Source organism: Microbacterium sp. p3-SID336 (assembly GCF_025143365.1).
GTDB lineage: Bacteria > Actinomycetota > Actinomycetes > Actinomycetales > Microbacteriaceae > Microbacterium.
The window spans coordinates 16,271-27,787 of sequence record NZ_JALXPE010000005.1 but is presented as its reverse complement, the minus strand read 5'-3'; the positions used below and the strand labels follow the sequence as shown (position 1 = coordinate 27,787).

Sequence of the window (11,517 nt, the reverse complement as noted above, 5' to 3'; positions counted from 1 at the left end):
AGCCGCTCCCAGGATCAGGTGCCGAGCAGCCGTTCCACGGCGGCACGGTAGGCCGCCAGGGCGTCGTCGAGCGTGAAGTGCCCGGCGGCGGCGAGCGTGCCGAGGCCGTGGACGAGACCCCACAGCGCGGTGACGTCGGCCGGACGGTCGAGCCCCGCCGCGGCCGCGGCCTCGGCGAGCACCCTCTCCAGACCCTCGATCAGGGGGGCCATGGTCGGCGTCGGCGCCCCGGGGACGCACACGGTGGGGTCGTACACCGCGTCGAAGGCGTGCGGGTGCTCCACCGCGAAGCGCACATAGGCCGACCCGCCGGCAACGAGCGCGGTCCGCGGGGTGCGCGCCCCGGCGACGGCTTCCCGCACGCGGGCGAGCAGGTCGGCCATGCTGCGCTCGGCGATGGCCTTGAGCAGCCCGCGCCGGTCGGCGAAGTGGTGATACGGCGCGTTGTGGCTGACGTTCGCGGCCCGTGCGACCTCGCGCAGGCTGATCTCCCCGGCGGGCATGCGCTCCAGGAGCTGCATGGCGGCGTCCTCCAGCGCGCGGGCCAGGTCGCCGTGGTGATAGGCCGTCTTCGAACTTGACATGCGCAACATTCTCTCCTATCTTGACACTGTCCAGCTAGTTGACAGTGTCCAGATAGGAACCCGCATGACCGCTCTCGTGATCGATGGCCACCCCGATCCGCAGTCCCTGACCGCCGCGATCGCCCGGCACTACGCGGAGGGGCACGGCGACGCGCGCGTGCTGGCCCTGCGCGACCTCGACTTCGACCCGCACCTCCGCTTCGGCTACCGGGAGCGGATGACGCTGGAGCCCGCCCTCGTCGACGCCAAGCGCGCGTTGCACGAGGCGACGAGCATCGCCGTCGCGACGCCGCTTTGGTGGGGCTCGGTCCCCGCGGTGCTCAAGGGATTCTTCGACCGCGCGCTCCTCCCGCAGCAGGAGTACCGCTACACCGCGCTGGGGCTTCCGCAAGGACTGCTCCCCGCCCGGCAGGGTCGATTGCTGCTGCTCGCCGACACCCCCTGGTACGCGGCGCCCTTCACGGGGCTGCCAGCGCAGACCCAGGTCGCCAGGAACACGCTGCGTCTGTGCGGAGTGCGCACCGTGCGACGCACCCGGATGCTCGGCGTGAAAGGCGCCGACGCGAGCACCATCGCACGGTGGCTCGACCGCGCAGAGCGCCTCGGCGCGGCTGACGCCCGCCGCGAGCGGACGCCTCAGGCCATCGCTGCGGCGGCGGCCTCGTCCTCCGTCGTGGCGACCAGCTGACCGCAGGCCCCGTCGATCTCCTTGCCGCGGGTGTCGCGAAGGGTCGTCGGGATGCCGGCGTCGTTCAGGCGGCGCACGAACTCATCCGTCACGTCCTTCTCGGACGAGGTCCAGATCGACCCGGGCGTCGGGTTCAGCGGGATCGGGTTGACGTGCACCCATCCGCGCCCGCGCTGATTCAGCTTCTCGGCCAGCAGGTCGGCGCGCCAGGCGTGGTCGTTCATGTCCTTGATGAGCGCGTACTCGATCGACACGCGGCGACCCGTCTTGGCGTAGTAGTCGTAGGCCGCGTCGAGCGCCTCGTCGACCTTCCAGCGGGAGTTCACCGGGATCAGCTCGTCGCGCAGGTGGTCGTCCGGCGCGTGCAGCGACAGCGCGAACGTCACCGGGATGTTCTCGTCGGCCAGCTTCCTGATGGCGGGCACGAGGCCGACCGTGGACACCGTGATGCCGCGCGCGCTCATGCCGAGCCCGTCGGGCTGCGGGGCGACCATGGTGCGCACCGCATCCATGACCCGCTTGTAGTTCGCGAGCGGCTCGCCCATCCCCATGAAGACGATGTTCGACACGCGCTCCATGCTGTGGTCGTCGCGCTTCTTGCCGCCCAGCTCGCCGTTCGCGATGGCGCGGTTCGCGCGCACGATCTGCTCGATGATCTCCGCGGTCGACATGTTGCGCGTGAGACCCGCCTGACCCGTCGCGCAGAACGGGCAGTTCATGCCGCAGCCGGCCTGACTCGACACGCACAGGGTGATGCGGCCGGGGTACCGCATGAGCACCGACTCGACGAGCGCGCCGTCGTGCAGCCGCCACAGGAACTTGATCGTGTCGCCGCGGTCGGTCTCCAGGCGGCGCACCTCGGTCATCAGCGGCGGGAGCATGCCCGCGACCAGGTCGTCGCGGATGCCCGCCGGGAGGTCGGTCATCTCCGCCGGGTCCGACGTGTAGTGGCGGAAGTAGTGCGTGGCGAGCTGCTTGGCGCGGAACCCGGGAAGGCCCAGCTCCTTCACCTTCTCGATCCGCTCGGCCGGAGTGAGGTCGGCGAGGTGCACGGGCGGCTTGCCGCGCTTCGGGCTCGCGAACTGCAGTAGCGGGCGACCCTCGGCATCCTTCTGCTGCGTCCAGCCCTCGGTCTTCGGGCGGACCTGCGGGGCGCGGGTCTCGCGGATCGCCCCCGAGCGGGACGACGCGGGCGCTGCCTGGGGCCGCGTCTCACGCGTGCGGGGGTTCTCGGTCATCCCTCCAGGGTACCGGGGCCCCGGTGGGAGGCGCCTGGGGCGGTCAGCCGAGGAGCGGGCGCTGTACCGTGCGCTGCTGCTCATAGGCGGCGCGGGCCTCGCGGGCGGAGGCGGTGGTCGCGACCTCGGCCACCGGCACGTCCCACCAGCCCTCGCCGTCCGGGGCGTACGCGGTCGGGTCGCTCTCCACGTGGATGAGGGTCGTGTGCGCGGCGGCCTTCGCGGCGCGGACAGCCGCCCGCAGCTCCTCCACGACGGCGGGCCCCGGCGCCACCTCGATCACGTCGACGCCGTAGCTGCGGGCGTTCATCGCGAGGTCCACCGGCAGCACGTCCCCGTGCTGGAAGCTGCGCGTCTCGGCGTCGTAGCGGCGGTACTTCGTGCCGAAGCGCTCAGAGCCGACCGTCTCGGACAGGTGGCCGATGGACGCGAAGCCCTGGTTCTGGATCAACACCACGATGATCTTGATGCCCTCCGCCACCGCGGTCGCGAGCTCGGAGCTCAGCATCAGGTACGAGCCGTCGCCCACCATCACCACCACGTCGCGGTCATCACCCGCGGCCTCCAGCCCGCGCTTGACACCGAGGCCGCCCGCGATCTCGTAGCCCATGGTGGAGAAGGCGTACTCCACGTGGTACCCGAGCGGGTCGCTGACGCGCCACAGCTTGTGCAGATCGCCGGGCAGCGAGCCCGCGGCCTGCACGATCACATCCCGTTCCGCCACTTCGGCCCGCACCGCGCCAATGATCTCGGGCTGACCGGGAAGCTCGCGGCCGGTGGGGGCGAGCGCCTCGTCGACCGTCGCGTCCCACTCCTGCTTCTGCCGCGTGATCTCGGCGGCCAGCTCGGTGCGCACACGCGTGCCGCCGAGCGCTGCCGTCAGCGCCTCGAGCGCCTCGCGCGCGTCCGCGATCAGGGGCAGCTGCGTGCCGTGCTTGTACGCGTCGAACGGGGCGACGTTCACGTTGACGAAAACGGCATCCGGGTGCTGGAACGCCGTGCGCGAGGCGGTCGTGAAGTCGCTGTACCTGGTCCCCACGCCGACGATCACGTCGGCCTCCGCGGCCAGGCGGTTGGCCGCCGTCGACCCGGTGGCGCCCACGCCGCCCAGGTACTGCGGGTGGTCCCAGGGCAGCGCGCCGCCGCCCGCCTGCGTGGTGCCCACGGGGATGCCGGTGGCCTCGACGAAGGCCCGGAGCTCCGCCTCCGCCTCGGAGTAGATCACGCCGCCGCCCGCCACCAGGAACGGACGCTCCGCGCCGCGGATGGCCTCGACGGCGCGCGCGAGCGGCCCGCGCTCCGGCAGCGGTCGACGCAGGTGCCACTCCCGCTCCTGCAGGAACTCCTCCGGCACGTCGAGCGCCTCGGCCTGCACGTCCTCGGGCAGCGCGATCGTGACGGCGCCCGTCTCCGCGGGGTCCGTGAGCACGCGCATCGCGGCGAGCGCCACGGAGAACAGCTGCTCCGGCCGCTGCACCCGGTCGAAGAACACCGACACCGGGCGGAACGCGTCATTGACCGTGAGCCCGATGTCGTGCGGCCTCTCCAGCTGCTGCAGCACCGGGTCGGCGACGCGCGTGGCGAAGGTGTCGCTCGGCAGCAGCAGCGCGGGCAGCCGGTTGGTCGTGGCGAGTGCGGCGCCGGTCAGCATGTTCGTGGCGCCGGGGCCTACCGAGGCCGTGCTGGCGAACGTGGCGCGGCGGCGGTGCATGCGGGCGAAGCCCACGGCCTGATGCACCATCGCCTGCTCGTTGCGGGCCTGGTGGTACGGCATGAGGTCGGGCTGCTCCGCGTTGTACTGCTGCAGCGCCTGCCCGAGCCCCGCCACGTTGCCGTGCCCGAAGATGCCGAACATGCCCGGGATCGTGCGCTCGCGGTGCGCGCCGTCGACCGTCCACTGGCGCGACAGGAACTCCACCAGCGCCTGTCCGACCGTCATCCGCCTCGTCCGCATCAGCGCTCTCCTTCTGCTCGGTAGGGAAGCCGGGGGTCGATGTCCTGCCCGGTCCAGCTGTCGCGCACCCAGGCGTGCGCGGGGTCGTCGGTGATGAGCCAGGCCCGCTCGCGGTCGGGGCCCGCCATCACGTTCAGGTAGTACAGGTCGTACCCCGGCGCGGCGACGGCGGGGCCGTGGAAGCCGTAGGGCACGAGTGCGATGTCGCCCGTGCGCACCATCGCGGAGATGTCGATGTCGCCCGCGTCGGAGGAGTACGTGGCGAACAGGCCGAACGCGTCGCCCTCGGCCGCGGCCGCTCCGCCCGCCCGCGTGGGCGCGGCCTCGAAGTAGTAGATCTCCTCCAGGCGCGACTCCCGTCCCGGCACGTGCTGGTCGTGCTTGTGCGGCGGGTAGGACGACCAGTTCTCCGCGGGCGTGACGACCTCGCACACGATGAGGCGCTCCGCGTCGAGCGCGTCCGGGGTGCCGAAGTTGTGCACCTGACGGCTCGACCGTCCCGCGCCGCGCAGCTCGACCGGGGTCTCCTCCGCACGGATGAGTCGGGTGGGATGCACGGCCCCGGTCGGTGAGGACGCCACGGCGACCCGCCCGCTGCCGCGCAAGACCGCGGTGGACGCGGCCGACAGGTACAGCACGTCCGTGGGGCCGTGGAACACCGAGGCGCGTCCGGCGAGCACGGTCTCGGAGACCTCGCCGCCCTCCGTATGCTGCACCGTGAAGGAGCCCGCGAGGGGCACGACGATGCGCTCCACCCCGGTCTCCGCGAGCTCCAGCGCCTCCCCGTCGCCGAGCACGCCGACGCGCAACCCGGTGTGCTCCCAGCCGGGTGTGCGCTCGTCGACCACGCTCTCCCAGCCGTCGCGCCCGAGGGCACCCCGGCGGTGGAACCACTGCTCGTCCGCGGACATGGCGCCTCCTGTCGGCTCGGTCAGCTGTGCTGCGGGAAGCCGAGGTCGATGCCGCCGTGGGTGGCGGGGTCGAGCCAGCGGCTGGTGATCGCCTTCTCGCGGGTGAAGAAGTCGAACCCGTGCACACCGTACGCCTTCGCGTCGCCGAACAGCGACGCCTTCCACCCGCCGAACGAGTGGTAGGCGACGGGCACGGGGATCGGCACGTTGATGCCGATCATGCCGACCTGCACCTCGTGCTGGAAGCGCCGCGCGGCTCCCCCGTCGTTCGTGAAGATCGCGGTGCCGTTGCCGAAGCGGCCGGAGTTGATGAGGTCGACGCCCTCCTGGAACGTCTGCACCCGGACGATCGACAGCACCGGGCCGAAGATCTCATCACGGTACGCGCGCGAGTCGGTGGGGATCGCGTCGATGAGCGTCGGGCCGAAGAAGAAGCCCTCCTCCAGGCCGTCCACCGCGAGATCCCGGCCGTCCACGACGATGCGCGCGCCGTCGGCTTCGGCGATGTCGACGTAGCCGGCGACCTTCGCTCGATGCTCCGCACTGATCAGCGGACCCATGTCGGGCTCGCCCGCACCGTCGCCGGCCCCGTCGCCGATGCGCAGGCGGCCCATGCGGTCGGCGATCTTCTCGATCAGGGCGTCCGCCACGGGCTCCACCGCGAGCACGACCGACACCGCCATGCAGCGCTCGCCCGCCGCGCCGAAGCCCGCGTTCACCGCCTGGTCGGCGACGAGGTCGAGGTCGGCGTCCGGCAGCACCAGCATGTGGTTCTTCGCGCCGCCGAGCGCCTGCACACGCTTGCCGTTCCGGGACGCGGTCTCGTAGATGTACTGCGCGATCGGGGTCGACCCGACGAACGAGATCGAGGCCACGTCGTCGCTCTCCAGCAGACCGTCCACCGCCTGCTTGTCGCCCTGCAGCACCGTGAAGACCCCGGCGGGCAGCCCCGCCTCCGCCCACAGCCGCGCGAGCCACAGCGCCGCCGACGGATCCTTCTCGCTGGGCTTCAGCACCACGGCGTTACCGGCCGCGATCGCGATGGGGAAGAACCACATCGGCACCATGGCCGGGAAGTTGAACGGGGAGATGATGCCGACCACGCCGAGGGGCTGCTTGAGCGAGTACACGTCGATGCCGGTCGACACGTTCTCGGAGTAGGCGCCCTTGATCAGATGCGGGAACCCGGTGGCGAGCTCGACGACCTCCTGCCCGCGCAGGATCTCGCCCATGGCGTCGGACAGCACCTTGCCGTGCTCGGCGGTGATGATCGCGGCAAGCTCGCCCTTGCGCGCATGCAGCAGCTCCCGGAACGCGAACAGCACCCCCTGCCGCTTCGCGATCGACCAGCCGCTCCACTCCTCGTACCCGCGCCGCGCGGAGGCGATGGCGGCCGCGATCTCGGCGTCGTCGGCGAGCGCCACCCGTCCGGACTCGGCACCCGTCGCCGGGTTGAAGACGGGAGCCGTGCGGCCGCTCGCCGAAGCGCGCGGAGCGCCGTCGATCCAGTGGCCGATGACGGGGGTGTCGGAGGTCATGCGTGTCCTTCGGAGTCAGGCCGAGAGGCCGGGGTGGACGAGGGAGGCGGCGACGTCGATGGCCGCGGCCACATCGATGTCGGACGAGTACAGCAGCGTGCGGCCGACCGTGAGTCCGCGCACACCGGGAAGGGACAGGGCGTCCTCCCACGAGGAGAACGTGTCATCAGGGTCGGCGCCCGCATCGCCGCCCAGCAGCAGCACGGGGAGCGTGGTCGCGGCGAGGACGCGCTCCATGTCGTCGACCACGGGCAGCTTGAGCCACGTGCTCGCACTGCTCGCGCCCAGGCCGCTCGCGATCGCGATGGACAGCATCACCGCGTCCGGGCTCAGGTCGTTCACGATGCGGCCGTCCACGCGGCGGCTCAGGAACGGCTCGAGCATGATCGGCAGATCCGCCCTGGCCGCCGCGGTCACCGCGTCCGCCGTGGAGGCGAGAGTCGGGGCCGTGCCGTCGTCGTCGAGGTTCACGCGCAGCAGGGCCTTGGCGAAGTCGATGCCCGAGTCGACCATGGCGGGCACGTCGTAGCCCGTGTAGCGGTCGTCCATCTCGAAGCTCGCGCCGCGCAGTCCGCCGCGGTTCATCGAGCCGACCACGATCTTGTCGTCGAGCAGGCCCAGCACCGCGAGGTCGTCGATGATGTCCGGGGTGCCGAGCACGCCGTCCACCCCGGGGTGCCGCAGCGCGATCGCGAGCCGGTCGAGCAGCTCGTAGCGGTCGGCCATGGCGTAGGGCTCTCCGCCGACGGCGAGCGCGCCGCGGGCGGGGTGGTCGGCGGCGATGATGAACAGCCGCCCGTCGCCGCGGATGATGTCGCGGCGGCGCCGGGCCGCCAGCAGCTCGCGGATCGACCGCGGGGACTCGGCGCGCACCGTGCGGAGCCGCTGGAAGTCCTCTTCCGTCAGTGCTGTCATGTCACGCATCTCCGTTCACGACCTCCGCGACCTCGCGCTCGGTGGGCATCGCCGTCGAGCACTCGCGACGGCCGGCGACGATGCCGCCCGCCGCGTTGGCGTAGGTCAGGGTCTTCTCCAGCGGCCATCCGGCGAGCAGTCCGTGGCACAGCGCGCCGCCGAACGCGTCGCCCGCGCCGAGGCCGTTGACGACCTCGACCTGACGCGCCGGGATCTCGATCCGCTCGGACCGGGTCTTCGCGAGCACACCGCGGGGTCCCTGCTTCACGATCGCGAGCTCGACGCCCCGGTCGAGCAGCGCGTCAGCCGCCCGCTCCGGGTCGATCTCGCCCACCGCGACCTCGCACTCCTCGCGGTTGCCCACGGCCACCGTGGCTCCGTCGAGGGCGCGCTGCACCCAGGTGCGGGCCTCGCCGGGCGACTCCCAGAACATGGGGCGGTAGTCGAGGTCGAACACGGTGTGCGCCCTGCGCCCGCGCAGCGCGAGCAGGTCGAGGTGCGTCGTGCGACTCGGCTCCTCGCTCAGCCCGGTCGCGGTGAACCAGAGCAGCGCCGCGTCGCGGACGGTGTCGGCGTCGACGTCGTCCGTGCGGATCTGCAGGTCGGGCGCCGACGGCTCCCGGTAGAAGTAGAGCGGGAAGTCGTCCGGCGGGAAGATCTCGCAGAACGTGATCGGGGTCTTGTAGGTGGGGTCAGTGGCGACGAAGCGGGCCGAGACCGACAGCCGCTCCAGCTCGCCGCGCAGGTACTCCCCGAACGGGTCGTCGCCGACGCGGGAGAGCAGCGCGGTGGTGTGGCCGTAGCGCGCGGCGGCGACGGCGACGTTGGCGGCGCTGCCGCCGAGGTACTTGCCGAAGCTGGTGACCTCGCCGAGTCCGACGCCGTCCTGCAGCGGGTAGAGGTCGACGCCCAGTCGACCCATGCTCAGGATCTCCGTCATCGCCCCTCCTTCGTTCGCTCCATTTGTTCTGACATTAGCACTAACCGCCCCACTCAGTCGAGCGGGCGTCGCAGGCTCAGCACGCCGCCGCCGGCCGCGCGCTCCGTCACGGCGTCCACGGCCTGCTCCTGCACCTCGCCGCGCAGGTCCACGCGAGCCCACGAGCCGTCCGCCGTCAGTGCCAGCTCGCGGTCACGGTCGAGGTAGTTCACGAAGCGCAGCTCCGCCTCCGCGCCTACGCGTCGCGCCGACTCCAGCACCACGTCACCCGTCAGCTCCACGCGGAAGGCGGGCTCAGGGACGGGGCCGTCCACCGCGCCGGTGCCGCGCACCACGAGCGGGTCGTGCCGGAACAGATCGGCCGCACGGACGACGGACTCCTCCGCGACGCCCACCATGATCGCGAGCTCCGTGTGCACGGCTACACCCAGGTACTGCGCGCCCGGCACCGGGATCTCCGACCCGGCCGGCTCGTCGCGCAGCGGGTGCACGTTCACGCTCATCATGCCCACCGAGCGGGACAGCGTGATCGCGAGCGCATCCTGCGCGCCCGGTGCCGACACCAGCTCGTACTCCGAGAGCTTCTGCACGAGCACGGCCGTCGAGCCGGCCGCCGCGAAACGGTAGGCGGGGTAGGTCGGCAGCGGGAACTCGCCCCAGCCGCCCTCGGCCTCGCGCCCGCGCACCGTCGTGCCGTACTGCCCCGCGCTGCGCGAGGCGTCCAGCCCCGAGGCGCCGGCCGGCACGAGCACCCGCAGCCGGTGGTCCGATGCGGTGTTCACGTACTCGATGCCGACGCGGAGGAAGTCCTCGCCCTCTCGGAGCTCGACCGTGGTCTCGGTGACCAGCGGCACCGTGCGTGCGCTGCGGGTGCGGTCCGCGTCCAGGCGCTCCGGCACGTCGTACACCCGGCGGATCAGCAGGCGACCGCGCAGCGGACCCTCCTCGACCACCGTCACCTCGACCGACGAGGGCGCCGTGACCGTCGATGCGGCATCCACGGGGCCGTAGTTGTAGGAGTCGCCGCAGTCGCCCTCGTCGACCAGCGCCAGGGCGCCGTCCACGACCTCGCCGTTCGCGCTCTCGATGCGCACCGTGCCGTCGGGGTTGACGGTCGCGGTCAGCGCCGCATTGGCGAGGGAGTCCGCGGTCACGCGCACCGGGTCAACGGGCGCGGGCGCCGTGGTCTCGGAGACCGGTGCGAGCGCCACGCCGTCGAGGTCGACCGCGAGCAGGGCACGGTGCCGCGCGTCGGCGATGGTCTCCACGTGCCACAGGTCGTCGCCCGCGGGGTCGGCGGCCACGCGCTCCTCCAGCTCGACCGTGAACGCCGCCAGGTCCCAGACCCCGCGGGGGCTCTCGGCCACCTCGAAGCGCAGCGACTGCTCGCCCCACGCGTAGCCGTTGATCTGCTGCCCGAACAGCTCCCGTCCGTGGATGCGGCGGAGGATCTTCGGCAGATCGGCCGTGCGCATCCGCTCGTCGCCGAGCACGGTCGGCAGCGGGTCGAGCAGCTGCACGCCGGGGGCGAGGGCGGCCGGGTCCACGCCGTGCAGGGTGACCTCGATCTGCGCACGACGAGCGAACCCGGACGGATTGAACGCCAGGTGCGTGGCCGGGGTCACGGCGGTCGCGACGTCCCGCAGCACGCTGTCGATCACGCCACGGGCGATGTGTCCGGCGGTGTGGATGCGGGTGCCCACCTGCTCCGCGGTCGTGTCGACGCCGCAGCCGGTGACCGAGTCGTGCGCGGTGCTCTCCACCAGGCGGTACCAGGCCGTGTCGAAGAAGGCGCGGTGGTCGCGGCTGCCGTACAGCAGGTCCAGGCGCTCGGCGGCGGTCAGCGCCTGCTCCGAGCGGGCCATCTCCCGCTTGAGGTTCGTGCGGATCGAGAACACCCCGGGCAGCAGGTTGCCGCGGGCGTGCGAGCGCATCTCCCCGCGCACCTGCGGCAGCGCCGCGAGCGCCTCGGCGTCGGTGGCGTAGCGGGACAGGTGCTCGTCGAGGGTCGCGATCGACAGGTGCGGCTCCCGGCCGCCCGCGTCGTAGTCGCGGATGACCTCCGCGAGATCCTCCGGCGGGGCGGAGTGGTCGGTGCCCAGCATCGCCAGCACCGGGTCCTCGCCGTACCAGGAGGCGGTGCGGGCGGCGTAGTCGGGCGCGAGCTCGGGCAGCTGGCCGGGCAGCGCGAACATGTCGAGGCCGTTGCCGTAGCCGTCGAACAGGTACTCGCAGCGCACCGCGTCCCCGTTCGGGGCGACCCAGGAGAACGCGTGCTCCTGCACGTCGGCGGGCACACCGCGCCACAGAGCGCTGTGCCGGATGCCGAAGCCGGCGAGGATCTGCGGCATCTGCGCCGCGTGGCCGAACATGTCCGGCAGATAGCCGACCGGCATCGTGCGGCCCAGGCGCGCGCTCGCGGCGCGGCCGAGCTCCAGGTTGCGGATGATCGTCTCGCCGTCGCAGCCGAACTCGTCCAGCAGGATGAGGAACGGACCGATGCTGAGCTGCCCGCTCTCCACGAGCGCGACCACCCGATCCCGCATCTCCGGCCGCATCTCCAGGTAGTCCTCGATGGCCGCGGCCTGCCCGTCGAGCGTGAACCGGTACGACGGCTCGCCTTCGAGGATGCCGATCAGCCGGTCGAGCATGTGCACGAGCCGGAGGCGGAACACATCGTGCGGCTCGTACCACTCGCGGTCCCAGTGGGTGTGGGGGACGACGACGATCTCACTGCTCACGGGCGGGG

General features: G+C 72.2%; 9 protein-coding genes. 1 reads left to right on the top strand and 8 read right to left on the bottom strand.

Going from position 1 to position 11,517, the window contains the following annotated elements; genetic code table 11:
- Nucleotides 1–14: 14 nt before the first annotated feature.
- Nucleotides 15–584 carry a TetR/AcrR family transcriptional regulator gene (locus tag M3C17_RS02355; RefSeq protein ID WP_259976047.1) on the bottom strand — a complete coding sequence of 190 codons (570 nt, stop codon included), beginning with the start codon at nucleotides 582–584 and terminating at the stop codon, nucleotides 15–17.
- Nucleotides 585–648: 64 nt separating this feature from the next.
- On the opposite strand from M3C17_RS02355, the gene M3C17_RS02350 reads away from it, so the two are divergent.
- The gene (locus tag M3C17_RS02350) at nucleotides 649–1,272 is read left to right on the top strand and encodes an NAD(P)H-dependent oxidoreductase (RefSeq protein ID WP_259976046.1); all 624 of its coding nucleotides are present in this window, start codon (nucleotides 649–651) and stop codon (nucleotides 1,270–1,272) included.
- On the opposite strand, the gene rlmN is transcribed toward M3C17_RS02350, so the two are convergent.
- The 7 genes from rlmN to M3C17_RS02315 are packed head-to-tail and all read right to left on the bottom strand — an operon-like array spanning nucleotide 1,221 to nucleotide 11,509.
- Complete coding sequence (rlmN, locus tag M3C17_RS02345) at nucleotides 1,221–2,510, bottom strand: 23S rRNA (adenine(2503)-C(2))-methyltransferase RlmN (RefSeq protein ID WP_259976045.1); 1,290 nt, start codon at nucleotides 2,508–2,510, stop codon at nucleotides 1,221–1,223. The genes M3C17_RS02350 and rlmN overlap by 52 nt on opposite strands.
- 43 nt (nucleotides 2,511–2,553) lie before the next feature.
- A complete protein-coding gene (gene iolD / locus M3C17_RS02340; RefSeq protein WP_259976044.1) occupies nucleotides 2,554–4,464 on the bottom strand; it encodes a 3D-(3,5/4)-trihydroxycyclohexane-1,2-dione acylhydrolase (decyclizing) in 1,911 nt (636 codons plus the stop codon).
- Entirely contained in the window at nucleotides 4,464–5,375 is a 912-nt protein-coding gene (iolB, locus tag M3C17_RS02335; protein WP_259976043.1) for a 5-deoxy-glucuronate isomerase, read from the bottom strand. The genes iolD and iolB overlap by 1 nt, the downstream gene beginning before the upstream one ends.
- 20 nt (nucleotides 5,376–5,395) lie before the next feature.
- Nucleotides 5,396–6,913, bottom strand: coding sequence for a CoA-acylating methylmalonate-semialdehyde dehydrogenase (locus M3C17_RS02330; RefSeq protein ID WP_259976042.1), 1,518 nt, complete (start codon nucleotides 6,911–6,913; stop codon nucleotides 5,396–5,398).
- A gap of 15 nt (nucleotides 6,914–6,928) precedes the next feature.
- Entirely contained in the window at nucleotides 6,929–7,828 is a 900-nt protein-coding gene (locus tag M3C17_RS02325) for a deoxyribose-phosphate aldolase (protein ID WP_259976041.1), read from the bottom strand.
- A gap of 1 nt (nucleotide 7,829) precedes the next feature.
- Nucleotides 7,830–8,768: a 5-dehydro-2-deoxygluconokinase gene (gene iolC / locus M3C17_RS02320; protein ID WP_259976040.1), complete on the bottom strand. Its 939-nt coding sequence runs from the start codon at nucleotides 8,766–8,768 to the stop codon at nucleotides 7,830–7,832.
- Nucleotides 8,769–8,821: 53 nt separating this feature from the next.
- Nucleotides 8,822–11,509, bottom strand: a complete 2,688-nt coding sequence (locus tag M3C17_RS02315; RefSeq protein WP_259976039.1) for a hypothetical protein — start codon at nucleotides 11,507–11,509, stop codon at nucleotides 8,822–8,824.
- Between the last annotated feature and the right edge of the window lie 8 nt (nucleotides 11,510–11,517).

Coding starts and splice junctions, on each gene's coding strand:
- rlmN (WP_259976045.1), bottom strand. CDS start 2,510: ATGACCGAGAACCCCCGCACGCGTGAGACGCGGCCCCAGGCAGCGCCC.
- iolC (WP_259976040.1), bottom strand. CDS start 8,768: ATGACGGAGATCCTGAGCATGGGTCGACTGGGCGTCGACCTCTACCCG.
- M3C17_RS02355 (WP_259976047.1), bottom strand. CDS start 584: ATGTCAAGTTCGAAGACGGCCTATCACCACGGCGACCTGGCCCGCGCG.
- M3C17_RS02325 (WP_259976041.1), bottom strand. CDS start 7,828: ATGACAGCACTGACGGAAGAGGACTTCCAGCGGCTCCGCACGGTGCGC.
- M3C17_RS02350 (WP_259976046.1), top strand. CDS start 649: ATGACCGCTCTCGTGATCGATGGCCACCCCGATCCGCAGTCCCTGACC.
- M3C17_RS02330 (WP_259976042.1), bottom strand. CDS start 6,913: ATGACCTCCGACACCCCCGTCATCGGCCACTGGATCGACGGCGCTCCG.
- iolB (WP_259976043.1), bottom strand. CDS start 5,375: ATGTCCGCGGACGAGCAGTGGTTCCACCGCCGGGGTGCCCTCGGGCGC.
- iolD (WP_259976044.1), bottom strand. CDS start 4,464: ATGCGGACGAGGCGGATGACGGTCGGACAGGCGCTGGTGGAGTTCCTG.